The sequence below is a fragment of the Pseudomonas sp. v388 genome (assembly GCF_003935425.1).
Taxonomy (GTDB): domain Bacteria; phylum Pseudomonadota; class Gammaproteobacteria; order Pseudomonadales; family Pseudomonadaceae; genus Aquipseudomonas.
Map to the genome: position 1 here is coordinate 1 of NZ_RHQN01000007.1, position 24061 is coordinate 24061.

General features: G+C 61.5%; 22 protein-coding genes. 18 read left to right on the forward strand and 4 right to left on the reverse strand.

The features are described from left to right. The 3 genes from ilvA to EGJ27_RS16990 form a co-directional block, all read right to left on the reverse strand. Positions 1-865, reverse strand: an 865-nt coding sequence (ilvA, locus tag EGJ27_RS16975) for a threonine ammonia-lyase, biosynthetic (RefSeq protein ID WP_125831898.1), incomplete at its 3' end; no start/stop codon positions are given. Positions 866-1403: 538 nt separating this feature from the next. Further along, a complete protein-coding gene (locus EGJ27_RS16985; RefSeq protein WP_125831899.1) occupies positions 1404-2444 on the reverse strand; it encodes an AraC family transcriptional regulator in 1041 nt (346 codons plus the stop codon). Positions 2445-2446: 2 nt separating this feature from the next. Continuing rightward, positions 2447-3592 (reverse strand): nitrilase-related carbon-nitrogen hydrolase, encoded by a 1146-nt coding sequence (locus EGJ27_RS16990; protein ID WP_125831900.1) that lies wholly within the window; start codon positions 3590-3592, stop codon positions 2447-2449. 235 nt (positions 3593-3827) lie between these two features. On the opposite strand from EGJ27_RS16990, the gene EGJ27_RS16995 reads away from it, so the two are divergent. The 7 genes from EGJ27_RS16995 (at position 3828) to EGJ27_RS17025 (ending at position 12406) form a co-directional block, all read left to right on the forward strand. Then, on the forward strand, positions 3828-5864 hold the full coding sequence (locus EGJ27_RS16995; protein ID WP_125831901.1) for an NADPH-dependent 2,4-dienoyl-CoA reductase: 2037 nt from the start codon (positions 3828-3830) through the stop codon (positions 5862-5864). Positions 5865-6323: 459 nt separating this feature from the next. Continuing rightward, positions 6324-6965, forward strand: coding sequence for a hypothetical protein (locus tag EGJ27_RS17000; RefSeq protein WP_125831902.1), 642 nt, complete (start codon positions 6324-6326; stop codon positions 6963-6965). A 159-nt stretch (positions 6966-7124) separates the two neighbouring features. Then, the gene (locus EGJ27_RS17005; protein ID WP_125831903.1) at positions 7125-8081 is read left to right on the forward strand and encodes an S-type pyocin domain-containing protein; all 957 of its coding nucleotides are present in this window, start codon (positions 7125-7127) and stop codon (positions 8079-8081) included. Positions 8082-8143: 62 nt separating this feature from the next. Further along, positions 8144-8407 (forward strand): bacteriocin immunity protein, encoded by a 264-nt coding sequence (locus tag EGJ27_RS17010; protein WP_125831904.1) that lies wholly within the window; start codon positions 8144-8146, stop codon positions 8405-8407. Between the two features lie 238 nt (positions 8408-8645). Further along, positions 8646-9572: a 1-aminocyclopropane-1-carboxylate deaminase/D-cysteine desulfhydrase gene (locus EGJ27_RS17015; protein WP_125831905.1), complete on the forward strand. Its 927-nt coding sequence runs from the start codon at positions 8646-8648 to the stop codon at positions 9570-9572. A gap of 146 nt (positions 9573-9718) precedes the next feature. Further along, positions 9719-11056, forward strand: coding sequence for an MFS transporter (locus EGJ27_RS17020; RefSeq protein WP_125831906.1), 1338 nt, complete (start codon positions 9719-9721; stop codon positions 11054-11056). Between the two features lie 141 nt (positions 11057-11197). Further along, positions 11198-12406, forward strand: a complete 1209-nt coding sequence (locus EGJ27_RS17025; protein ID WP_125831907.1) for an MFS transporter — start codon at positions 11198-11200, stop codon at positions 12404-12406. 14 nt (positions 12407-12420) lie between these two features. Here EGJ27_RS17025 and EGJ27_RS17030 read toward each other — a convergent pair whose 3' ends face one another. Then, positions 12421-13404, reverse strand: a complete 984-nt coding sequence (locus tag EGJ27_RS17030) for a DUF1853 family protein (protein ID WP_125831908.1) — start codon at positions 13402-13404, stop codon at positions 12421-12423. Between the two features lie 215 nt (positions 13405-13619). Between EGJ27_RS17030 and EGJ27_RS17035 the strand changes: the two genes are divergently transcribed. The 11 genes from EGJ27_RS17035 to EGJ27_RS17085 all read left to right on the forward strand — a co-directional run bounded on the left by EGJ27_RS17035 (position 13620) and on the right by EGJ27_RS17085 (position 24061). After that, entirely contained in the window at positions 13620-14510 is an 891-nt protein-coding gene (locus EGJ27_RS17035; RefSeq protein WP_125831909.1) for an NAD(+) kinase, read from the forward strand. Continuing rightward, entirely contained in the window at positions 14510-15478 is a 969-nt protein-coding gene (locus EGJ27_RS17040; protein WP_125831910.1) for a metallophosphoesterase, read from the forward strand. The genes EGJ27_RS17035 and EGJ27_RS17040 overlap by 1 nt, the downstream gene beginning before the upstream one ends. After that, positions 15478-16347, forward strand: a complete 870-nt coding sequence (locus EGJ27_RS17045) for a rhomboid family intramembrane serine protease (RefSeq protein ID WP_125831911.1) — start codon at positions 15478-15480, stop codon at positions 16345-16347. Before EGJ27_RS17040 ends, EGJ27_RS17045 begins: the two co-directional genes overlap by 1 nt. Positions 16348-16377: 30 nt before the next feature. Further along, a complete protein-coding gene (locus EGJ27_RS17050; RefSeq protein ID WP_125831912.1) occupies positions 16378-16638 on the forward strand; it encodes a YeaC family protein in 261 nt (86 codons plus the stop codon). Further along, a complete protein-coding gene (locus EGJ27_RS17055) occupies positions 16635-17468 on the forward strand; it encodes a DUF2797 domain-containing protein (protein ID WP_177523052.1) in 834 nt (277 codons plus the stop codon). The genes EGJ27_RS17050 and EGJ27_RS17055 overlap by 4 nt, the downstream gene beginning before the upstream one ends. Positions 17469-17478: 10 nt before the next feature. Next, positions 17479-20139, forward strand: coding sequence for an aminopeptidase N (gene pepN / locus EGJ27_RS17060; protein ID WP_125831914.1), 2661 nt, complete (start codon positions 17479-17481; stop codon positions 20137-20139). A gap of 168 nt (positions 20140-20307) precedes the next feature. After that, positions 20308-20958, forward strand: a complete 651-nt coding sequence (locus tag EGJ27_RS17065; protein WP_125831915.1) for a YjfI family protein — start codon at positions 20308-20310, stop codon at positions 20956-20958. Between the two features lie 40 nt (positions 20959-20998). Continuing rightward, entirely contained in the window at positions 20999-21706 is a 708-nt protein-coding gene (locus EGJ27_RS17070) for a PspA/IM30 family protein (protein WP_125831916.1), read from the forward strand. A gap of 59 nt (positions 21707-21765) precedes the next feature. Then, the gene (locus EGJ27_RS17075) at positions 21766-22317 is read left to right on the forward strand and encodes a rhomboid family intramembrane serine protease (RefSeq protein ID WP_125831917.1); all 552 of its coding nucleotides are present in this window, start codon (positions 21766-21768) and stop codon (positions 22315-22317) included. 59 nt (positions 22318-22376) lie between these two features. Further along, the gene (locus EGJ27_RS17080) at positions 22377-23402 is read left to right on the forward strand and encodes an ion channel (RefSeq protein WP_125831918.1); all 1026 of its coding nucleotides are present in this window, start codon (positions 22377-22379) and stop codon (positions 23400-23402) included. Further along, entirely contained in the window at positions 23399-24061 is a 663-nt protein-coding gene (locus tag EGJ27_RS17085; protein WP_125831919.1) for a YjfK family protein, read from the forward strand. Before EGJ27_RS17080 ends, EGJ27_RS17085 begins: the two co-directional genes overlap by 4 nt.

Below are 24061 nucleotides of genomic sequence, written 5' to 3' on the forward strand. Positions count from 1 at the left end.
CCAGCGCGCCGGCCGGTTCGGTGATCGAACGGGTGTCGTCGTAGATGTCCTTGATCGCCGCGCAGATTTCGTCGGTATTGACCGTGATCACCTCGTCCACGTAGTGCCGGCAGACTTCGAAGGTGTGATGACCGATCTGCGCCACCGCCACGCCGTCGGCGAACAGCCCGACCTGATTCAGCACCACCCGCTCGCCGGCGGCCATGGCCGCCTGTAGACAATTGGAGTCATCCGGCTCCACGCCGATCACCTTGATCTCCGGGCGCAGGTATTTCACGTAGGCCGCGATCCCGGCGATCAAGCCGCCGCCGCCCACCGGCACAAAAATCGCGTCCAGCGCGCCCGGCTGCTGGCGCAGGATTTCCATGGCGACCGTGCCTTGCCCGGCGATGGTGTCGGGGTCGTCATACGGGTGGATGTAGACCAGCCCTTGCTCATCCACCAGTTTCAGCGAGTACGCCAGCGCTTCGGGAAACGAATCGCCGTGCAACAGCACCTGCGCGCCCCGTGAACGCACGCCCTCGACCTTGATTTCCGGCGTGGTCTTGGGCATCACGATGGTCGCCGCGATACCCAGTTCCCGGGCCGCCAGCGCCAGGCCCTGGGCGTGGTTGCCCGCTGAAGCCGTGACCACGCCCCGCGCCAGTTCCTCGGCAGACAGTTGCGCCAGCTTGTTGTAGGCGCCGCGAATCTTGAAGGAAAACACCGGTTGCAGGTCTTCGCGCTTGAGCAGCACCTGGTTGCCCAGCCGCTCGGACAGCTGGCGGGCGCCGTGCAGCGGGGTTTCCACGGCAACGTCGTAGACACGGGAGGTGAGGATCTTGCGTGCGTAGTGGTTCAGCAGATCGGTCTGGCCGTGGCTCATCGCGTCGTCGCCTTATGCAATGGCTGTTGCGCGGCGTGGACGAACAGCTGAAGGGTGGCGAAACGAGAGATAGAGCGGAGGATAGCGATCATGTCTGACTCCTGGTTCTGAAAGTAGCCCGGGAGACAGAAGAAACCCGCCTCCAGGGCGGGTTTTTTGCAAACGTCGGCTAACCCGCCATGACTGGAATGACGGTAATAATAATCTGGCCGATGTTTTGCTTGGATATGTGCATGGGCTGGAGGTTATGGCGAGCAGGGCGATCAAGTCAAGCCGTCAGTCGTATCGGGTCGTTGTCGGCAGCCAAAGGTAAATCCCTTGACCGGCGTCTCGTTTCCTTCTCGAGACCGACATTTTTCCTTCATCTCGGCACTTTACAGTCGATAAGACGGTCATTGATTCCGACTTCAACCAACACAAACGTACATGAGCCAAGAGGGTGCACCCATGGATGACTATCAAGAAGAATGGCTCGAATACCGCGCATCCGAACACGATCCGGTAGAGCCTGCCGACGACGCCACCGAGTTGTGACGGTTCAGCTGCCCTGACGCTGGCTGCGGCGGAACTCTCCGGGAGTCTGGCCATTCCAGCGTTTGAAGGCACGTTGAAACGCCTCGGCCGAGGCGAATCCCAATAAATAGGCAATCTCTCCGAAAGCCAGTTCGGTATCGCGGATATACGTCATTGCCAGATCACGGCGGGTGTCGTTGAGCACCGCACGATACTGGGTTCCTTCCTCTGCCAACTTGCGGCGCAGTGTCCAGGTCGGCAGCTTGAGTCTGGCCGCCACTTCCTCCAGGTCCGGTTCCCGGCCTCCGCTCAACAGCGGCCCCAGCAACTGGATGATGCGCTCACGCAGGCTGCGGGTGCGGGTCAGTTGGTCCAGTTCCTTTTCACACAGCTGCAACAGATGCTTCCAGGTGCTCGGACAATGGTCCGGATTGCGCAGGGCCAGGCTTGCATGATCCAGGCGCAGCTGATTGGTCGTGGCGCCGAACACCGGCTGCTGTTCACTGAGAAAGCTGTAGTCCGCCGCATAGTCAGGTGCGTCGAATTCGATCTCGACCCTGTGGGCCTTGATCGGCGCCTGGGCCAGGGCGGACAACTGCACGATCCAGCCAGACAGAATCGAATCCACTACGAAGCGGTTGTAGGCGTTGTACGGGCTGATCGAGTAAAAGCGCAGCCAGGCGCCGCCGGCATCTTCGTGCAAACTCGACTGGCCACGGTAGTTGGCGCCGTACAGCGGTTCGAATCGGGTCAAGACCCGCGCCGCCTCGCGCACGTTGGGTGCCTGGGCGGCGGTGACACCAGCCAGGCCGGCCTGAGCCAGACGGCTGAGCCGGCCCATGCGCAGGCCCAACGCCGGTTGACCGGTCAGTTGCACGGCGGCGTGACCCAGGCGCATGTAGCGCGGAATCGACAGGCGTGCGCCAGCTTCGCTCAGGCGCAAGGCATCCAGGCCGTATTGCTTCAGCAGCGGATCAGGATCTTCACCGAAACTGCGGATTGCGTCGGCAAGGTTTTGCACGAAACCTACTGAAAGGTCCCCAAGGCGTATGCTCAGGCCGGGCATGCTCAGAGCCAGACGTTGATCAAGCGCGCACCGGTTGGGGCGAGCGCCTGGGTTGCCGGTTGAACCACGGTTCGGCCTGCCTGACTGACGAAACTCTGGCCGGAGCTGCCCTGGTTCCAGAACTGCCCATGCATGAACACGCTGATACTCGCCCGAGCGGTGCTTTGCGGCACGCGGCCCGTCAGGGTCAACCGGTGCCAGGCCTGTTCTTCCGTGAGGGTGTCGTCCGGCAGATCGATGTTCGCCCGGGCGCTCTGGTCGCGATAGCCGCGCCAGGGGCCCGACCAGCCGGCCTTGCCGGTCACGAACGCCGGAACCGCGATCAGCTCGGCGCCGCTTTCGTTCAGGCGGGCATAGTTGCCTGGGTACCAGCTGTCACTGCCGATCAATACGGCCAGTCGTCCGGCGGGGGTGTCGATGACGTGCAGTGGCGCGTGGCTGTCCGGACTGACATAGCGGCGGCGATGGTGGCTGGGGTAGATCTGCCGTTGCGGCTGGCTCAGCGGTCGACCATCACTGCCGAAGGTAAGGCTCACGTTGTACAGCGCGCCACGGCCGCTGCGCAGTCGGCCGTCTATCAGGCTTGGATCGGGCAGCACGATGGAGCCGGCCACCAGCGTGACGCCGAACTCCCGGGCCAGGCCGCCAAACAGCCGCTGATAATCCTCGGCCATGGAGCGCGCTTTCATGCGCATGCGGGCATCATCCAGGCGGTTGTCGCCTTCGGTGCCGAGCAGTGCGCCGAGGAACTTGAGCGGATTGCTCCAGGCCAGCCAGTCCATGGCCTGTTCGACGGTTTCGGCGCTGTAGAACTGATTCTTTTCACCTGTGGCGAACAGCCAGGTGCCGATATGTTCCGGCAGCACGACCACGGTCCTGGAGCTGAGCAGGCCCTGATCGCGGGCTTGCTCCAGATAGGCGGCGAGCTTGCGATGCAGGCGCCCCAAATCCTGATAGTCGGTGGGGAACAGCTCAGGTTCGATGCCCAGCAGGTTGCCACGCTTGCCGGGTTGTCCGCTGTCGATTACCAGCCGAGCGCGCAGATCGGACAGATAATGGCCCATCGGGCGTTGTCCGGTCCACAGGCCGTAACTGGCCAGCGCGGCTACGCTGACCACCAGCAGGCAGACAATCAGGAATTTACGCATAAGAGGTGCCGACAGCGTTGGGTAATTTGTCGGCTAGGGTAGGGCCGGGCTCCGCGCTTGCCAAGGGCGCCTGCACATTTGGATCAATAATCTGTCATTTTCAGTCATTGAGTGTGGCCGTAGCGCTCTTTACTGTGGCGCCATGAACAGCCCGTCAATCCGGGCTGCATGCCGTACAAGAAGAGCGCCCGCAGAGGCTTTCGATTCCCCGTGATTGACCCGATGGAGCTTCACCATGACCGCTGCCCATTATCCGCACCTGCTGGCCCCGCTGGACCTGGGCTTCACCACCTTGCGCAATCGCACGCTGATGGGCTCGATGCACACCGGACTGGAAGAACGCCCCGGCGGATTCGAGCGCATGGCCGCGTATTTTGCCGAGCGGGCGCGGGGCGGAGTTGGCCTGATGGTCACCGGCGGGATCGCACCTAACCCTGAGGGCGGCGTTTACGACGGCGCGGCAAAACTGACCAGCGTCGAAGAAGCGCAGCCCCATCGTCTCGTCACCCGCGCCGTGCATGAAGCCGGCGGCAAGATCTGTCTGCAGATCCTGCATGCCGGCCGCTACGCCTACAGCAGTCATCAGGTGGCGCCCAGCGCGATCCAGGCGCCGATCAACCCGTTCAAACCGCGAGAGTTGGACGAGGCGGGCATCGAAAAGCAGATTCAGGACTTCGTCAACTGCGCGACCCTGGCACAGCTCGCCGAGTACGACGGCGTCGAAATCATGGGATCGGAAGGCTACTTCATCAATCAGTTCCTGGTGGCCCACACCAATCATCGCACCGACCGTTGGGGCGGCAGCTACGAGAACCGCATGCGCCTGGCGATCGAGATTGTCACGCGGGTACGCGAAGCGGTCGGCCCGCACTTCATCATCATCTTTCGCCTGTCGATGCTGGACCTTGTGGAAGGCGGCAGCAGTTGGGAAGAAATCGTTCAGCTGGCCCAGGCCATCGAGAAAGCGGGCGCGACCCTGATCAATACCGGCATCGGCTGGCATGAAGCGCGGATTCCGACCATCGCCACCAAAGTGCCGCGTGGCGCCTTCAGCCGGGTGACCGCCAAGCTGCGCGGTTCGGTAAGCATTCCGCTGATCACCACCAACCGGATCAACACCCCGGAAGTCGCCGAGCAGATTCTCGCCGAAGGCGACGCCGACATGGTGTCCATGGCGCGCCCGTTCCTGGCCGACCCTGAATTCGTCAATAAGGCTGCCGAAGGCCGGGCCGACGAGATCAACACCTGCATCGGCTGCAACCAGGCCTGCCTGGACCACACCTTCAGTGGCAAGCTCACCAGTTGCCTGGTCAACCCGCGGGCCTGTCACGAAACCGAACTCAATTATCTGCCGACTGCCCAGATCAAGAAAATCGCCGTGGTCGGCGCAGGCCCTGCCGGGCTTGCCGCCGCCACCGTCGCGGCGGAACGCGGTCACCAGGTGACGCTGTTCGACTCGGCCGCCGAGATCGGCGGCCAGTTCAACATCGCCAAGCGCATTCCCGGCAAGGAAGAATTCTTCGAAACCCTGCGCTACTTCCAGCACAAGCTGAAACGTACCGGCGTCGAGGTGCACCTGCAAACCCGGGTCGCAGCTCGCGATCTGGTGGCCGACGGCTATGACGAAGTGATCCTCGCCACCGGCATCGCACCGCGTCTTCCCGCCATCCCCGGCATCGAGCATCCCAAGGTGCTCAGTTATCTGGATGTCATCCAGGGCCGCAAGCCGGTAGGCAAAAGCGTGGCAGTAATCGGCGCCGGCGGTATCGGCTTCGACGTGTCGGAATTCCTGGTACACGAAGGCGTCGCCACCAGCCTGGACCGCGATGCGTTCTGGCGCGAGTGGGGCATCGACACCAGCCTGCAGGCCCGGGGCGGCGTCGCCGGCATCAGACCGCACCTCCACGCCCCGGCACGCCAGGTGTTCCTGCTGCAGCGCAAGGACACCAAGGTCGGCGACGGCCTGGGCAAGACCACCGGCTGGATCCATCGCACCGGCCTGAAAAACAAACAGGTGCAGATGCTCAACAGCGTCCAGTACCTGAAAATCGACGACGGCGGCCTGCACATCCGTATCGGGGAAGGCGAAGAAAAACTGCTGCCGGTGGACAACATCGTCATCTGCGCCGGGCAAGACCCACTGCGTGAGCTGTATGACGAACTGGTGGAAGCGGGGCAATCAGTGCATTTGATCGGCGGCGCGGATGTAGCTGCCGAGCTGGATGCCAAGCGGGCGATCAATCAGGGATCGAGGTTGGCGGCTACGTTGTAAATTTTAACTGGAAGATTCTTGAATGAAGGAAGGCGCTTAGGCGCCTTTTTTGTTTTTGGGGTTTTCTCTGGAATTTGAAGCAAGGCCCTACAGGTAAATGGCTTTAATCCTGCTGTGTTTGTTCGCGGGTGTTAGGCTGTTTCGGCAAGTTACTTTTTGTAATAGGTTGTGTTGTGCATTTTAGTGTTTGGGGCTGGTAAATCCTGATTGAAGCTGTTTAAACCAATCTTGTTTAGCGGATTATATTCGTCTGTTCATTGTTTTTTTTAATGCCAATAGTCGCAATTGGATGCGCTATTTGTGCGTGGCCGGTGTTCTGCTGTCTGGATATTGGCGCGCTGAATTCAGGATGATCATATGCCACAGAATCAAATAACACTCCCTCCCGTTTATGTGGGGGCGGAGCCGATCAGCACTAATTTTACCCTCGGAGGATGGTCTACAGGGAGGCTGCCAGGGATGGGTGAAATGATGCAGTTCGGTCCCTTTATAATGCGGGCTGTCACCGAGTGGGATGCTCAATTCAAGAATGGCCTCTCCTTAATTGATTCAAGTCTCAGTCAAGAGCTTGGTGCGGCTCGTGGTGGTCGCCCTGAAAACATTAGTACGGTTGAGGGAATCCAACGAGAGTTAGATTTGCGTCACCAACTTTCGGAACGGAGAAGATCTGAAATTCAGCAGCTTTCTTCTGCTGCGGATCAATTTTACGGTGGGGATCCGCTGGCATTGACGCTCCATCAGCAAGTTAACAAGGCGATCCTGCGCATGGGGCGCTCTCGCAATCAGGAGGAGATATACAGGCTTGCACAGGCTTCGCACGAAGCCGCCTATAAACGTCGTTTCCCAGTCGAAGCACTTGGAAGGTTGAATCAACAGACAGCTGCATTACGCGCAAGGCTGGCGAACGTCCAACGAGCTCAAGCCGAAGCGGCGGCCCGAGCAGCGGCGCAACGAGCCCAAGCCGAAGCGGCAGCCCGAGCAGCGGCGCAACGAGCTCAAGCCGAAGCGGCGGCCCGAGCAGCGGCGCAACGAGCTCAAGCCGAAGCGGCGGCCCGAGCGGAGGCAGAACGAGCTCAGGCCGAAGCGGCGGCCCGAGCGTAGGCAGAACGAGCTCAGGCGGAAGCGGCAGCCCGAGCGGAGGCGGAACAAGCTCAAGCAGAAGCAGCGGAAGCTGAGAGGTCTGGAAAAGAAGAGCTACTCAAGCAAGTCGCCAAGGGCATTTTTCAGTTTAGTGGCACCGCAGGCTCACCGAGCGCCCAATTGCTGACCACGGCAGGCAGGATTCTCGCAGCAGAGGGCAGCGCGCTTACCTTGCAGGCCGCGATCCGGTCGTCAGTCGGCGCATTAGGAAGCGTTGCTTCAGGATTTCTCGTTGGCGTAGGCGCCCTGGTTTATTCATCCGAGCTGGGCAACGGCGAACTGCCGGAGCGTTACGCGCTCTCGCTACCGCTCTCGGAGCTGGGGGAGCTGTCAGTCAGTGCCCAGAACACAGGCACGGTTGAGGTTCCCGTTCGCTTAGGCTTCAGACCATCGGTTGATGAACAAACAGAGGTCATCGCCATTCCGGCTGACGGGGTTCATGTCTCGTCCTCCGTGCGGGTCATCACGGCTACCTATGATGCCGCACGGAACGTTTACTCCGCCTCGACGCCCGATGATCCTGAACGCACTCTGATCTGGACGCCCATCGTTCATCCAGGCGACAGCTCGACCGCGCTACCTGTCGAGAGCCCACCTGCACCGGTGTACGAGGGTGCCACATTTGTCCCGTCTGAAGGCAGGATCGACACGTACCCGGAACTTGCCGATGCGCGGATTGATGATTACATTTTTGTTTTCCCCGCCGACTCCGGACTGCCGCCGCTTTATGTGGTGTTCCGAAGTCGACGTGATATGCCAGGAGCGGCGAGCGGCGAAGGGCAGGATGTTTTAACTGGTTGGCTAGGGTTGACCGAAGGAGAGGGTGCTCCGATACCGAAGCAGATAGCGGATCAGTTGCGGGGTAGAACATTCAGTAGCTTTTCCCAGTTTAGAGGGGTTTTCTGGAAGTTGGTGGCTGCTGATGAAATGCTGGTGCCCCAATTCTCTATTCTTAACTTGGATCGTATGAGGCGCGGATACTCTCCAGTGGTGACTGAAGATCAAAGAGTTGGTAGGCGAGAGGTGTTAGAGATTCACCACATAAATCATATCTCTAAAGGGGGGGGCGGTTTATAGTATGGATAACCTTATCATCCTGACTCCTAAAGAATATATCAAATTACACGCAAGGGTGAATCATGGCTGAGCTAAAGAAGCGATTTGAAGATTATACTGAATTAGAATTCACTAGCTTCCTCAAAGATATTTTTCTGGTCAATTCAAGGAGTGAGGCTGAGCATAATTCGTGGGTCAGACATTTTAGAGAGGTCACGGAATACCCACGTGGAACTGATATTTTGTTTTACCCATTGCCCGGCGCAGACTGCTCGCCTGAAGGGGTGATCAAGACAGTCAAACAATGGCGCGCTGAAAACGGCAAACCCGGTTTTAAAACCGAATGACCAGCAAAGCGACTGACTGATCCAAGGCGTGTCAGGGCGGTGCTAGACTGCCACCCTGACCGGAACATGCCAACCACGGATGACATGAATAAACACATCACCACCTTTAGGGCCGTGCGTGCGGCGATCCTTGGTGCTCGCGACTGCGACATATCTGATTTCACATCAGCGACTGAGACTTCACAATCGCCAGCAAGACGCAACGCCGCCGGCGCGCTCCTCCAGAGCTCGACCTTCCATGCTCGCTGACACCCTCACCTGGCACCCGACCGCGCCCTTGCAACCCATGACCCTGACGTGGCTACGCGACGCGGGGGTTGAGGTTGCGATTCTGCGTTTGGACCTCATCGATCCGCTGATCAGCGGCAACAAGTGGTTCAAGCTGACTGGGCATCTGCGTCATGCCGTGGCGGCGGGCGCCGATGGTGTGATCAGCCTGGGCGGTGCGCATTCCAATCATCTGCATGCCCTGGCGGCGGCGGGCAAGCGTTTCGGCTTTCCCACGGTCGGGTTGTTGCGCGGGCATCCCCAGGAGACGCCCACCCGTCGTGACCTGCAGGCGTTCGGCATGCAACTACACTGGCTGGGTTATGGCGGTTATCGCGCTCGCCATGAGCCGGATTTCTGGCTGCCGTGGCATGAGCGATACCCGGATTTTCAAGCGATCCCCGAAGGCGGCGGCGCACTGGCCGGTGCGCTAGGGTGCGGTGTCTTGCTGGAAATGGTGCACAGCCAACTGAGCACGCTGGGTTGGGACGACTACGACGGCTGGTGGCTGGCTGCCGGAACCGGCACCACATTGGCGGGATTGATGCTGGCCGAGGCGGGGGCGCATCCGGTGCATGGCGCGCTGGCGGTGCCGGACGATCACGGCGTGGCGCAGAATATCGCGGCAGTAATGGATCAGGCTGGTTGCGCAATGAACGACGCGGCCTGCCACCTGCTGCAAGCCAGCCGCGGTGCCTTCGCCCGAACCGATCCGCAGTTGCTGGCTTTCATCAACGAGACCGAAGCCGAGTCCGACGTGCCACTGGAGCCTCTGTACACCGGCAAGGCCTTGCTGGCTTTGCGGGAGCAGGCCTTGGCCGGGCGACTCCCGCCAGGCAGTCGCTTGATCTTCGTCCATACCGGCGGCTTGCAAGGGCGTCGGGCGATGGGGCTCTGAAGCCCGATCCAGACGCTCTGGGACATGTTTTGCGCTTTTAGGCTTGCAGGTGTCGGCCCTGACTATGTGAGTGACTGTTTTGGATTAAGGCCAACCCGTCGCGGTCTCGATAATCGGTCCTTTCCGATCCCGACGCCGAGGTCAGCATGACAACCACCGCCACTGCACCAGTCGATCCCGCCACGCTGAAGAAAGTCATCGTCGCCGCCGCCATCGGTAATTTCGTCGAATGGTTCGACTTTGCCGTCTACGGCTTCCTGGCGACCACCATCGCCCTGCAGTTCTTCCCCAGTGGCGACGCCAGTGCCGCGTTGTTGAAAACCTTTGCGGTGTTCGCCGTGGCCTTTGCCTTCAGGCCATTGGGCGGGATTTTCTTTGGCATGCTCGGCGACCGGATCGGTCGCAAGCGCACCCTGGCGATGACCATTCTGCTGATGGCCGCCGCCACCACCCTGATCGGCCTGTTGCCTACTTACGCCGCCATTGGTGTGACGGCACCGATCCTGCTGACCATCATCCGCTGCGCCCAGGGATTCTCGGCCGGCGGCGAGTATGCCGGGGCCTGTGCCTACCTGATGGAGCACGCGCCGCAGAACAAACGAGCCTGGTATGGCAGCTTCGTGCCGGTCTCGACCTTTTCCGCGTTCGCCGCAGCTGCTGTGGTGGCGTACGCGCTGGAGGCTTCACTGTCGGCCGAAGCCATGGGCAGCTGGGGCTGGCGCCTACCGTTCCTGATTGCCGCGCCGCTGGGGCTGGTCGGGCTCTACCTGCGCTGGAAACTGGATGAAACCCCGGCGTTCCAGGCGGTCACCGAAGAACATGATGTGGCCCATTCTCCGCTCAAGGAAACCTTGCGCCATCACGGCGCGGCGATCTGCTGCCTGGGCGCCTTCGTCTCGCTGACGGCGCTGTCGTTCTACATGTTCACCACGTATTTTGCGACCTACCTGCAAGTGGCGGGCGGTTTGAGTCGGGCCACGGCGCTGCTGGTGTCCTTGATCGCATTGCTGTTTGCCGCCGCGATCTGTCCGTTGGCCGGTGCGTTTTCCGACAAGGTCGGACGCCGCGTCACCATGGGCACGGCCTGCATGCTGTTGATGATGGTGGTGTTTCCCTCGTTCCTGATGGCCAGTTCGGGCTCGTTCGCGGCGTCTGTCGTCGGCGTCATGCTGCTGGCAGTCGGCGCGGTATTGTGCGGCGTGGTGACGGCGGCGCTGCTCTCGGAAACCTTCCCGACCCGCACCCGCTACACCGCCTCGGCGATCACCTACAACATGGCCTACACCCTGTTTGGCGGCACCGCGCCGCTGGTAGCCACCTGGTTGATCACTACCACCGGCAGCAACCTGTCGCCGGCGTTCTACCTGATTGCGGTGTCGATCCTGGCGCTGGTCGGCGGGCTGGCGCTCCCGGAAATGTCGAAGATCTCCCTGCACGATGTGCCGGTTGCGCAGAAGGGGCCGTCGCTCACGTCCGTGGCCTGACGTGAACCGGTCTGGCAAAAACGCAACAAAACGTGGCACGGGCGCCCCGAAAAATGGCACATTGGCGCGCCCTGGTACGCGTGACACATCTTGTAACCATCCGTCCGGGGCGACCTGAAACCCTTTTTACGGATGAATTCCATGGCGACCAGTGCTCAGCCTGCTGCGGCGGCGGCCTCGACAACCCCTCAATCCAGCCCGTTGGTCATGCGCATCATCGGCGCCGTGGCGCTGGCGCATTTGATCAACGACCTGATCCAGGCGGTACTGCCGTCGATCTATCCGATGCTCAAGGCCAGCTATGACCTGAGCTTCACCCAGATCGGCCTGATCACGTTGACGTTCCAGATCACTGCCTCGCTGCTGCAGCCCTGGGTGGGTTACTACACGGACCGTCACCCCAATCCGCTGGTCTTGCCGGTGGGCTCGATCTGCACGTTGGTCGGCATCGTGATGATGTCGATGGTCGGCAGCTTTCCGATGATCCTGCTGGCCTCGGCGCTGATCGGCATCGGCTCCTCGACCTTTCATCCGGAAGCCTCGCGCATCGCGCGACTGGCGTCGGGCGGGCGATTCGGCCTGGCGCAGTCGACCTTTCAGGTCGGCGGCAATACCGGTTCAGCCATCGGGCCGCTGCTCGCGGCGGCGATCATCATTCCGTTCGGCCAGGGCAATGTGGCGTGGGTCGGATTGATCGCGCTGTTTTCCCTTGGGTTGCTGTATGTGATCAGCCGCTGGTATCGCGCTCACCTGAACCTGTTCAAGCTCAAGGCAGGCCAGGCGGCGACCCACGGTCTGTCCCGCAACCGGGTGATTGTGTCCTTGGCGGTGCTGGCGTTTCTGGTGTTCTCCAAGTTCTTCTACATGACCAGCCTCACCAGCTATTTCACCTTCTACCTGATCGAAAAGTTCGACCTGTCGGTGGCCAGCTCGCAACTGCATCTGTTCCTGTTCCTGGGCGCGGTAGCGGCGGGCACCTTTTTCGGCGGACCCATCGGCGACAAGATCGGCCGCAAGGCAGTGATCTGGTTTTCGATCCTCGGCGCCGCGCCGTTCACCCTGGCACTGCCGTATGCCGATCTGTTCTGGACCAGTGTGCTGAGCGTGGTCATCGGCTTCGTGCTGGCCTCGGCGTTTTCAGCCATCGTGGTCTATGCGCAGGAACTGGTGCCGGGCAACGTGGGCATGATCGCCGGGATCTTCTTTGGCCTGATGTTCGGCTTTGGCGGGATCGGCGCGGCGCTGCTGGGCTATCTGGCCGACAGCCACGGCATCCTGTTCGTCTATAACCTGTGCTCGTACCTGCCGTTGCTGGGCATCCTGGCGATTCTGTTGCCGCGCACCAAATGAAGACGCCGCCTCGTTCACAGCGGTGAAGCAGGCAGTACGGCCGGGATGGACGACAGGCTGGTGTCTGCCAGATTCGGCCACATGTCCGAGACCAGAAACAGCCGTTCGGTCTCGACCCAATGACCGTCGTCCGCCGGGTTCAGGCGCACCAGCAATTGCGCCGGAGCCAGCGGGTCGAGCTGGTTCAGCCAGTCCTGCAACCGGGTATCCGGCCACGCGTCGGCGTAGCGGGCCGGGGCCAGCCAGGCGTGACGCGGCAATGGCTGCCAGCGCCCGGCTTCGCTCTGGGCAACGAACCGCGGCCAGTCGCGCTGATGCAGCCAGCGCCCCTTGAGGTGCTGGGCGTGTGCGCCGCTGGGCGATTGCGCCTGTCCGGGCCAGGGATACAGCAGGTAGCCGCCCAGCCAGAGCTCGGCACTGAAGCCTTCGATGCCGTGGGCTGCGAGGGCGAGCTGACTTTCCGGGCGCGCCGACATCGGCAGTTGATGCTGGCTCAAGTGCGTCAATTTGCGATCCAGCCGGTCGTGACACCCCGGCCCCAGCCACTGCGCCGAATCGCTGCCGTTACCGTCCTGCGGCCCCAGGTAGAGTTTGATCGCCAGTTCCACGTGGTGCACGCCGTCCCGGTCGCGCAATAGCATGTCCAGCTCGCCCAGGGTATGACCTCCCTGGCGAATCGGCAGATTGGCGGCAATGATCTCCACGCCCGGCGCATGACGCACGGCGAATTGCCACAGGCGTTCGTAATACAAGCCAAGGCGGCGCGTCGCCGCTTGCGCCAGCCAGTGTTCCAGCGCACGGCTGTCCTGATCCAGGTCCAGCAGGAATTCCGCCAGCTGCTGCGGCGCCTGCACCCAGTCGCTGCCGGTCAGCGGATGACGCTGCGGCCAGGGTGTTGCGGCCAGCATGGGCGGCGCCAGAATGACCCACGCCAGATCCCGGACTTCGGGATGGCGCAGTTGGCGGGGAAGGTCGACAAGGCTGGGGAAAAGAGTCATGCACCGAGGATAGCCGTTGTTGGCGGCGGGCGGCGAGTCCTGAGCCGGTGAGAAGTCAAAGACAGTTGGCGCCCTTGCGCAACGGGTATGACGACCATTCAAAAGTTTCCTCCCACCGAAAGTCGCGCACCGATATATCCTGCGTTTGCCGCTACCCCGCCGTTCGCCCATAATCCCCACCTTTGAAGACGTATCGCATCCGCAGCAGGAGCCCCATGGAGCAATTTCGCAATATCGGCATCATTGGCCGCCTGGGCAGTGTCCAGGTGCTCGATACCGTTCGCCGACTCAAGCGATTCCTGTTGGATCGCCACCTGCATGTGATTCTCGAAGAGACCATCGCCGAAGTGCTGCCGGGCCACGGCCTGCAGACGTCCTCGCGCAAGATGCTCGGCGAGGTGTGCGACATGGTCATCGTGGTCGGTGGCGATGGCAGCCTGTTGGGCGCGGCCCGTGCGCTCGCGCGACATAACGTCCCGGTGCTGGGCATCAACCGCGGCAGCCTGGGTTTCCTGACCGACATCCGCCCCGACGAGCTGGAAGTCAAATGCGCTGAAGTGCTGGATGGCCACTATCTGGTCGAAAACCGCTTCCTGCTCCAGGCCGAGGTTCGCCGTCACGGGGAAGCCATCGGACAGGGCGACGCGCTCAACGACGTGGTGCTGCATCCGGGCAAATCCACGCGGATGATCGAGTTCGAAATCTACATCGACGGCCAGTTCGTCTGCAGCCAGAAGGCCGACGGCCTGATCGTCGCCACCCCCACTGGCTCGACCGCCTACGCGCTGTCGGCGGGTGGGCCGATCATGCATCCCAAACTCGACGCCATCGTCATCGTGCCGATGTATCCGCATACCCTTTCCGGACGGCCGATCGTGGTCGACGGGAACAGCGAGCTGAAAATCGTGGTCTCCAAGGACATGACGATTTATCCGCAAGTGTCCTGCGATGGCCAGAACCACTTCACCTGCGCGCCCGGCGACACCATCACGGTGAGCAAAAAGTCGCAGAAACTGCGCCTGATCCACCCGCTGGACCACAACTACTACGAAGTCTGCCGCACCAAGCTGGGCTGGGGCAGTCGGCTCGGCGCTGGGGGCGACTGATGCTCGATCCGGCGCGTAGCTTTGATCTGATCGGTGACGTGCATGGATGTGCTCATACCCTTGAGCACTTGCTGGAAAGACTCGGCTATCGCTTGCAGGCCGGCGTCTGGCGCCATCCCGAGCGGATAGCGATTTTCCTCGGTGACATCATTGACCGCGGACCGCGCATTCGCGAAGCCCTGCACATCGTGCGCGACATGGTCCAGGCCGGGCAGGCCCATTGCATCATGGGCAATCACGAGTTCAACGCCCTGGGCTGGATGACACCCGCGCTGCCGGAAAGTGGCCAGCAGTATGTTCGCGAACACAGCCCGCGCCACGCGAAGCTGATCGGCGAAACACTGGCGCAATTCGAGGCGTATCCGCAGGAATGGGCCGAGTTCGTCGACTGGTTCTACGAGTTGCCGCTGTTCATCGACGCCGAGCGTTTTCGAGTGGTGCATGCCTGTTGGGACCCGACCCTGATCGAACCGCTGCGCGGCCTGCATGGCAACGGCTGCATCGACAAGCATTTCGTCCAGGCCTCGGCGGTGCCAGGCAGTTTCGCCAGCGGAGTGTTCAACCGCCTGCTGCGCGGCACCGACATGCGCCTGCCCCACGGCCTGACGCTGACCGGCGGCGACGGCCTGACCCGCGCGTTCTTCCGCACCAAATTCTGGGAAGACGACCCGCAAACCTACGGCGATATCGTCTTCCAGCCTGACGCGCTGCCCGAAGGCGTGGCCAAGACGCCGCTGTCGACCAGCGAAAAGAACGCGCTGCTGCGCTACGGTAGCGACGAACCCATGTTGTTCGTGGGCCATTACTGGCGCAGCGGCATCCCCGCACCCATTCGTCCCAACCTGGCCTGCCTGGACTACAGCGCTGTGCTGTACGGAAAGCTGGTTGCTTACCGGCTGGACCAAGAAACCCGCATTGATCCAGACAAGTTCGTCTGGGTCGACGTCCAGCGCCCCGAGAATTCGTAATGACCCCAGTTGCTGTCCTGCGCCTGCCGTTGACCACGGATCTGAGTGGCTTCGTCAGCCTTCTTCATCGCCTGCAAGTGCCCCATCGCGTCAGCGAAGAGGTGGGCGAGCAGGTCCTGTGGGTGCCCGATGCGGGCCAGCTGCCCGATGAAGTGCGCGAGCTGTACCAACGTTTTCCAGAGGGAGACGACGCCTACCAACTGCCGGCCGGAGCGGGCGGCGACAAGGGGCGCAGCTCGTTCTTCGGCCAGCTGCGTGACAGCCCGGTCACGACACTGGTGCTGCTGGCAAGCCTGATCGTCGCCGGCGTGACGTTGCTGGGCGACAATCTGGACGCCGTGCGCTGGCTGACGTTTCTCGATTTTCGCGTGCATGGCGACTACGCAACGTTCATTGCGCTGGCCGACAGTCTGGCGGCGGGGCAGTGGTGGCGGGTGGTTTCGCCGATGCTCATTCATTTCGGTGTCTTGCACCTGGCCATGAACGCCATGTGGTACTGGGAGCTGGGGCGGCGTATTGAACTGCGCCAGGGCAGCGGGCATCTGCTGGCACTGACCCTGCTGTTCGCCGCCGTATCCAACTATGTTCAATACACGTTTGGCGGTCCCGGCCTGTTCGGTGGACTGTCCGGCGTACTGTACGGGTTGCTGGGCCACTGCTGGATCTTCCAGCTGCTGGCGCCCAACCCGATCTACCGCCTGCCGCGCGGCGTGCTGGTCATGATGCTCGTCTGGCTGTTGCTGTGCCTGTCCGGCGTGGTGAGCATGCTCGGTTTTGGCGATATCGCCAACGGCGCACATGTCGGCGGGCTGATCATCGGTTGTGTCACGGGTCTTGCAGGCGGAGCCTTGGCCCGCAGGAAGGGCTAGAATACTGCCCGCCAATTTCTGGAGTAGGCCATGTCATCTTTTGTGGAAATGATCGAAAACATCACCCCGGATATCTACGAGAGCCTCAAGCTTGCCGTGGAAATCGGCAAATGGTCCGACGGGCGCAAGTTGACCCAGGAGCAGCGTGAACTGTCGTTGCAGGCGCTGATCGCCTGGGAAGCGCAGAACCTGCCCGAGGACCAGCGCATCGGTTACATGGGCCCGCAGGAATGTGCGTCCAAGTCAGCGCCGGTGCCCAATATTCTGTTCAAGTCGGATGCCATTCATTGATCGAACTCGGTCGCGGATCAGTCAACAAAATGTCGGTGCGTCATGAAGACGCGTCGTTGGTGCAGTACGCCTTTCGTCTGGGCGACAGTGAAATTCCGGTCAACCCGCTGATCGGTAAAACCCTGCGTCTGGAATTTCTGGGGGCGATCCATTGTTCCCACTGCGGTCGCAAGACCAAATCCAGCTACAGCCAGGGCTACTGCTACCCGTGCATGCTCAAGCTCGCCCAGTGCGACGTGTGCATCATGAGCCCGGAAAAGTGTCACCACGATCAAGGCACCTGTCGCGATCCGGCGTGGGGCGAGCAATTCTGCATGACCGACCACATCGTCTACCTGGCCAACTCGTCGGGCGTGAAGGTGGGCATCACCCGTTCCAGCCAACTGCCTACTCGATGGCTCGATCAGGGTGCCAGCCAGGCGTTGCCCATCCTGCGGGTTGCGACGCGGCAGCAGTCCGGCTTCGTCGAAGACCTGCTGCGCAGTCAGGTCGCCGACCGCACCAACTGGCGCGCACTGCTCAAGGGTGACGCGCAACCGGTCGATCTCAAGGCGATCCGTCAGGAACTGTTCGACAGCTGCGGCGCGGGCCTGCTTGGATTGCAAGAACGATTCGGCCTGCAGGCCATCCAATTGCTGCATGACGCCGAGCCTCTCGAGTTTCGCTATCCGGTCGAGGCGTATCCCACCAAGATCGTCAGCTTCAACCTGGACAAGAACCCGATTGCCGAGGGCACGCTGCTGGGAATCAAGGGCCAGTACCTGATTTTCGACACCGGCGTGATCAACATTCGCAAATACACGGCCTATCAGCTGGCCGTGCATCAGTAAGGATTCGAGCATGCGCACCGAACAACCGAAAATGATTTACCTCAAGGACTACCAGGCGCCCGAGTACCTCATCGACGAGACGCACCTGACCTTCGAGCTGTTCGATGACCATTCGCTGGTACACGCGCAACTGGTCATGCGCCGCAACCCGGAGCGGGGCGCGGGCCTGCCGCCACTGGAACTCAACGGCCAGCAGCTGGAACTGGTGTCGCTGCAACTGGACGACACCGAGCTGAGTGCGGCTGACTACCAGCTGACCGCCGACCACCTGACCCTGCATCCCAAGGCCGAGCGCTTTACGGTCGACAGCACCGTGCGCATCCACCCGGAAACCAATACCGCGCTGGAGGGCCTGTACAAGTCCGGTGGCATGTTCTGCACCCAGTGCGAGGCCGAAGGCTTTCGCAAGATCACCTATTACCTCGACCGCCCGGACGTGATGAGCGTCTTCACCACGACGGTCAGTGCCGACAAACAGCAATTCCCGATCCTGCTGTCCAACGGCAACCCGATCGCCAGCGGCCAGGAAGACAACGGCCGGCACTGGGCGACCTGGGAAGATCCGTTCAAGAAACCGGCGTATCTGTTTGCGCTGGTAGCGGGTGATCTGTGGTGCGTGGAAGACACCTTCACCACCATGAGCCAGCGGGTCGTGACCCTGCGCATCTATGTCGAGCCGGAAAACATCGACAAGTGCCAGCACGCCATGACCAGCCTCAAGAAGTCCATGCGCTGGGACGAAGAGGTCTACGGCCGCGAGTACGATCTGGACATCTTCATGATCGTGGCCGTCAACGACTTCAACATGGGCGCGATGGAGAACAAGGGCCTCAACATCTTCAACTCCAGCGCCGTGCTGGCTCGTGCCGAAACTGCCACCGACGCCGCACACCAGCGGGTCGAGGCAATCGTTGCCCACGAATATTTCCACAACTGGTCGGGCAACCGCGTGACCTGCCGCGACTGGTTCCAGCTGTCGCTCAAGGAAGGCTTCACCGTGTTTCGCGACGCCGGTTTCTCGGCCGACATGAACTCGGCGACGGTCAAGCGCATCCAGGATGTGGCTTACCTGCGCACTCACCAGTTCGCCGAAGACGCAGGCCCCATGGCCCACGCCGTAAGGCCGGACAGCTTTATCGAGATTTCCAACTTCTACACCCTGACCGTGTACGAAAAGGGCTCGGAAGTGGTCGGCATGCTCCACACGCTGCTGGGCGCCGAAGGCTTCCGCAAAGGCAGCGACCTGTATTTCGAGCGCCATGACGGCCAGGCCGTGACCTGCGACGATTTCATCAAAGCCATGGAAGACGCCAACGGCGTGGACCTGAACCAGTTCAAGCGCTGGTACAGCCAGGCCGGCACGCCGCGTCTGGCCGTCAGCGAGTCTTACGACAGCGCCGCCGGCACCTACAGCCTGACCTTCCGCCAGAGCTATCCGGTCACCCCGGACAAGCAGGAAAAACAGCCGTTCGTGATTCCCGTCGAGCTGGGGCTGCTGGACAGCCGTGGTGGCGAAATCCCGCTGCGTCTGGCCGGCGAAGCGGCGGCATCCGGCACTACCCGCGTGCTGTCGGTGACCGACGCCGAGCAGACCTTCACCTTCGTCGACATCACCGAACGCCCGCTGCCCTCGCTGCTACGTGGCTTCTCGGCACCGGTCAAGCTGAGCTTCCCCTACGACCGCGATCAACTGATGTTTCTGATGCAGCACGACAGCGACGGTTTCAACCGCTGGGATGCCGGTCAGCAGTTGTCGGTTCAGGTGCTTCAGGAACTGATTGGCCAGCACCAGCAGGGCAAGGCGCTGGTCATGGACCAACGTCTGGTCACCGCGCTGGGCACGGTCCTGGCCGATAAGCAGCTGGATCAGGCGATGGTTGCCGAAATGCTTTCGTTGCCAAGCGAAGCGTATCTGACGGAAATCAGCGAAGTGGCTGACGTTGATGCGATCCACGCGGCTCGTGAGTTTGCCCGTCGTGAGCTGGCCGACAGCCTGTTCGATGCGTTGTGGGAACGGTATCAGGTCAATCGCGGCGTATCGAAAGCCACGCCGTATGTGGCCGAAGCGGAACATTTCGCCCGGCGCGCCCTGCAGAACATCGCACTGTCGTACCTGATGCTCAGTGCCAAACCGCAAGTGCTTGAAGCGACCATCGAACAGTTCGACACCAGCGACAACATGACCGAACGCCTGACGGCGCTGGCGGTGCTGGTCAACTCGCCGTTTACCGAGGCGCGGGACAAGGCGTTGGCGGTGTTCGCCGAGAATTTCAAGGACAATGCGCTGGTCATGGATCAGTGGTTCAGCGTCCAGGCCGGCAGCCCGTTGCCGGGTGGTCTGGAGCGGGTCAAGGCGCTGATGCAGCACCCGGCGTTCAACATCAAGAACCCGAACAAGGTTCGTGCGCTGATTGGTGCCTTCGCCGGCCAGAACCTGATCAACTTCCATGCGGCGGACGGCTCCGGCTACCGCTTCCTGGCGGATCTGGTCATCGAGCTGAACGGCTTCAACCCGCAGATTGCATCGCGGCAACTGGCACCCCTGACCCGCTGGCGCAAATACGACAGCGCCCGTCAGGCGCTGATGAAAGCCGAACTGGAACGCATCCTCGCGTCGGGCAACCTGTCCGCTGATGTGTTCGAAGTGGTGAGCAAGAGCCTGGCCGAGTAACCTCGGCGAGGTTGAGGAAGGTGCTACCCGCTAGGCGGCTAGCACCTTTTTTATGCACCGTTCCTACAGCGGATCGGGGCGTTGGAAAATCTCACATGTGAGGGATATCCATCCTCGATGACATCTGTTAGCGTGCACCCCTGATCCCCGGCACACAGAGGAACCGCCATGCCTCGTAGAAACACGGGTGACAAAGCAGTCCCGGCCAAGGTATCGAAAAGCTCCACCGATTACATGCGTGAAATGCGTTCAAGACTCAAGGAAGCCGGGCTGGTGAAGCGGGAATTCTGGATCCGGCCCGAGAACGTCGATGCCCTGCGTGGTATCGAAAAAGCCCTGCGGCAGCCCTTTCTGGGCCAGAGAATCAAACTGGAGGATTTCATGACCGAGAACACCAACTGGACGACCAGCTCCTTGCAAAACGCCCTTGCCGGGCTCGATGCGGTGGTCAGCGGCGATATCGAACTGTCCGTCACCGACGGCGCCGAGCCGGGCATCCGTCTGACCTTGAAGGAATTCGGCGACCTGCCGGTCTACATCGCAGTGGTGGGCGACCAGATCCTGGCCGATACCACGCTGGTCGAAGTGGATCGGGTCAAGGACACCGTTGCGTTCAACGAAGTGGTGCTGCGCAGCCGCGACCTGTTTCCCCTGTCTTCGGTGGGCATCGAGCGTCTGGCCGACGGCCAGGAAGTCTACTGCCTGTTCGGCGCCCTCAGCGCGGCGTCGTCCCTGACCGTGATCGTTCAGGAAATCCTCACCCTGGCGGACAACGTGATCCGTGCGGCCGAGGCGTTCGACGACCATTTCATTCGCTGAACACGTTTGTAAGAACATTGCTGTCAGCAAGGAGAGATTCATGACAACGAGCATCTGGAAAAAACTGGTAACGGCCGTACGCGGCGGCGCTTCCGAAGTGGGCGAGTCGATCGTCGACGCCAACGCGCTGCGCATCCTGGATCAGGAAATTCGTGACGCCGACAGCGCGCTGGTCAAGGCCCGCGACGGTCTGATCACCATCAAGGCCAAGCACAAGCTGTCCGCCCAGCGCCTTGAAGAACACGCCACCAGCATCGCCAACTGGGAAGGCCGCGCCATGCAGGCCCTGAACAAGGGTGAAGAAGCGCTGGCCGTGGAATGCGCGAACAAGATCGCCGAGATCGAAGCGCAGCGCGATCAGGAACAGGCATTGGCCGACCAGTTCGCCAAGCAGGTCGATCTGCTGCAGGAACAGGTGGTCAAGGCTGAATCGCGCATCAAAGGGCTCAAGCAGCAGGTGGAAATGGCCCGCGCCCGGGAAACCGTGCAGCGCGCCCGAGTCGCTACCGCCAATGCCACCGGTGGTGCCAGCGGTGCAGTGGAAACGGCGGTCGGCTCACTGGCTCGCCTCAAGCAGCGCCAGGATGAACAGGACGCCAAGCTCGAAGCCGCCGAGGAACTGGCCAGCCAGTCCAACGGCAGCGATCTGGAACGCCGGCTGCAGGAAGCGGGCATCGGCTCCAGGACCGGCGGTGCCGAAGACGTCCTGGCACGCCTGAAAGCCAAGAGCCAGACCTCAGGTCAGTAATCCGTCCCGGGGGCGGGCGGCGAGGCCGCTGGCCCCACGGGCGGTCGCAGGGAAAGCACATGGGTTTTTCGATACGGCTCAAGTGGGTGCTGGGTTTGTCGCTGCTGATGATGGCAGTACAAACAGTCAACGCGTTCAGCGGGTACTGGCTGGTATCATTCGGCATTGTCCCGCGCACCCTCGAGGGGTTGCGGGGTATCATTCTCGCGCCGTTCATTCATGGCTCCTTCGCGCACCTGTTGGGCAACCTCGTGCCATTCGTGGCGCTGAGCTGGCTGGTGGCGACCGAAGGCGTGAAGCGTTATGCGTGGGTGGTCGGTCTGGTCTGCCTGCTGGGCGGTCTGATCGTCTGGCTGGTCGGTCGTACCAGCCTGCATGTCGGGGCCAGCGGCCTGATCTTCGGCCTATGGACTTACCTGTTGGCGCGGGCCTGGTATCAGCGCAGTATCGCCAGCCTGCTGCTGGCGATGATCGCGCTGGCGTTGTACAGCGGGTTGATCTATGGGTTCCTGCCGGCGGCGGGTGTTTCATTTGAGTCGCACATTGCCGGTGCGCTGGCCGGTATCTGCGTAGCGCGGCTGATGCATTCCAGGAAGCTGGTGGCCAGCTGAGCGCAGTGAATGTTGTTGTCGGTATCAACGGATGAAAGCTGTATCAAGGATTTGAAGCAATGACCTTGTTCCTGTTACTCAGACGTCACGTCTCGGTGTTCTTCGACCGCTTCGGCTGGGCCGGCATCGGCATGCTGCTGGCCGGGCATTACCTCATTTCCTGGATTCTGCTGGCCCTGGCCGCCGAAGAGCACCTGCTTCAAGGTGCGGACTTCACCTACTTCTACCTGACCACCGCCACGACTGTCGGTTACGGCGATCTATCGCCCAAATCCGCATTTGGCAAAATCATCACGGCCACCTGGATCATGCTGGGCGGTATCGCCTTGCTGACCACGGTGATCGGCAAGGCCTCGACTTCCGTCGGCGATATATGGAGAAGGAACATGAAGGGACAGGGCGACTGCTCGGCGCTTACCGGTCATACCGTGCTGGTCGGCTGGGACGGCGAAGCGAGCGAACGTATCGTCGAGCTGCTCAATCAGGATTGCGCCACCCGGCGCGACGGGCTGGTCATCTGCGATTGCATCGCCGTCGAGAACCCGATGCCCGGTCAGGCCTCGTTCATCAGAGGCGAATCCCTGGATTCGCCCTCGGTTTTGTTGCGCGCCGGAGTGATCGGTGCCGAGCGGATTCTGGTCCATACCCAGTCCGACAGCCTGACCCTGGCCATCGTCCTGACGCTCAAGAGCCTGGGGCCGAAAGGCCACGTGGTTGCGCACTTCAATAACTCCGAGCGCGCCGCGCTGGCTCGCACCTACGCCCCAGAGCTGGAATGCACCTCGAACATGGCCATTGAGATGCTGGTTCGTTCGTCCCAGGACCCAGGCTCCAGTTCGGTCATCACCGAACTGTTGTGCATTGGCGAAGGTGCGACCCAGTTCCGTCATGTGCTGCCGGTCGGCTTCAAGTCTTCGTGCGGCGAGCTTTACGTGCGTCTGCGCCAGGAGTTCAACGCCACCCTGATCGGCTACCGCGCGTCGCCGCAGGGTCAGTTCACCATCAATCCCGCCAACGACGTGACTGTCGCGGGCGGCGAAATTTTCTACATCGCGTCCGCTCGCCTGCAAGGAGATGCGCTATGAATTGGTTCAAACGTGCGATGGGCCTCGAAGCGCCCAAGCCGTCCGGGCGCGAAGGCGCATCGGCGGCCGTCGCCAGTCCGCTGGGGCTTGCCTCCGGGCGCATGCTATGTCTGGATTCGTCGCTGAAAATGCTGCTGGACGGCCACTCCCACGTGGTCATTCCCGGCGACGAAAAGGTCTGGGCCGTGGGCCGTATCGACCTTGGCCAGTCGATGAGCATTCAGCGCTTTTATCTCGATAACGACGATTATTTCCTGCAGGTGGTCAGCAATGGCCTGGCCGCCGAAGACATTCAGGACATCATTCTGTTTGGCTACTACAGCGCGGTGCCGATCACCAGCAAGGATGAACTGCTGCGCCTGACCGGCCCGCAGTCGCAGATCGGCTTGCCGGTCTATGAGCATGAAGGCGAGGAGTTCTTCCGCCAATGGGGCTCGGAACAAGGACAGACCGAGCTGACGCCGCTGGACGAGGACGTCTCAAGCCCCGACGGCCACTACCGCGTCAAACACCTGAGCATGCTGTATGCCCGCGAAACCGGCCTGATCAACCGCCGGGAGTTTTTGCTGTTCTCCGTCGAGGAAGACGAAGAAGGCGCCATCACGCTGACTACGGCGGTTGGCGTCACCCTGCAATCCACTGATATCAACGTACTCTGA

Bases quoted from the DNA above. Each gene is read 5' to 3' on its own strand.
- EGJ27_RS17075 (WP_125831917.1), top strand. From the start codon at position 21,766: ATGGGTTTTTCGATACGGCTCAAGTGGGTGCTGGGTTTGTCGCTGCTG.
- EGJ27_RS17050 (WP_125831912.1), top strand. From the start codon at position 16,378: ATGTCATCTTTTGTGGAAATGATCGAAAACATCACCCCGGATATCTAC.
- EGJ27_RS17035 (WP_125831909.1), top strand. From the start codon at position 13,620: ATGGAGCAATTTCGCAATATCGGCATCATTGGCCGCCTGGGCAGTGTC.
- EGJ27_RS17020 (WP_125831906.1), top strand. From the start codon at position 9,719: ATGACAACCACCGCCACTGCACCAGTCGATCCCGCCACGCTGAAGAAA.
- EGJ27_RS16990 (WP_125831900.1), bottom strand. From the start codon at position 3,592: ATGCGTAAATTCCTGATTGTCTGCCTGCTGGTGGTCAGCGTAGCCGCG.
- EGJ27_RS17080 (WP_125831918.1), top strand. From the start codon at position 22,377: ATGACCTTGTTCCTGTTACTCAGACGTCACGTCTCGGTGTTCTTCGAC.
- EGJ27_RS17045 (WP_125831911.1), top strand. From the start codon at position 15,478: ATGACCCCAGTTGCTGTCCTGCGCCTGCCGTTGACCACGGATCTGAGT.
- EGJ27_RS17010 (WP_125831904.1), top strand. From the start codon at position 8,144: ATGGCTGAGCTAAAGAAGCGATTTGAAGATTATACTGAATTAGAATTC.
- EGJ27_RS17025 (WP_125831907.1), top strand. From the start codon at position 11,198: ATGGCGACCAGTGCTCAGCCTGCTGCGGCGGCGGCCTCGACAACCCCT.
- pepN (WP_125831914.1), top strand. From the start codon at position 17,479: ATGCGCACCGAACAACCGAAAATGATTTACCTCAAGGACTACCAGGCG.
- EGJ27_RS17015 (WP_125831905.1), top strand. From the start codon at position 8,646: ATGCTCGCTGACACCCTCACCTGGCACCCGACCGCGCCCTTGCAACCC.
- EGJ27_RS17040 (WP_125831910.1), top strand. From the start codon at position 14,510: ATGCTCGATCCGGCGCGTAGCTTTGATCTGATCGGTGACGTGCATGGA.
- EGJ27_RS16985 (WP_125831899.1), bottom strand. From the start codon at position 2,444: ATGCCCGGCCTGAGCATACGCCTTGGGGACCTTTCAGTAGGTTTCGTG.
- EGJ27_RS17070 (WP_125831916.1), top strand. From the start codon at position 20,999: ATGACAACGAGCATCTGGAAAAAACTGGTAACGGCCGTACGCGGCGGC.
- EGJ27_RS17030 (WP_125831908.1), bottom strand. From the start codon at position 13,404: ATGACTCTTTTCCCCAGCCTTGTCGACCTTCCCCGCCAACTGCGCCAT.
- EGJ27_RS17085 (WP_125831919.1), top strand. From the start codon at position 23,399: ATGAATTGGTTCAAACGTGCGATGGGCCTCGAAGCGCCCAAGCCGTCC.
- EGJ27_RS17000 (WP_125831902.1), top strand. From the start codon at position 6,324: ATGGGTGAAATGATGCAGTTCGGTCCCTTTATAATGCGGGCTGTCACC.
- EGJ27_RS17065 (WP_125831915.1), top strand. From the start codon at position 20,308: ATGCCTCGTAGAAACACGGGTGACAAAGCAGTCCCGGCCAAGGTATCG.
- EGJ27_RS16995 (WP_125831901.1), top strand. From the start codon at position 3,828: ATGACCGCTGCCCATTATCCGCACCTGCTGGCCCCGCTGGACCTGGGC.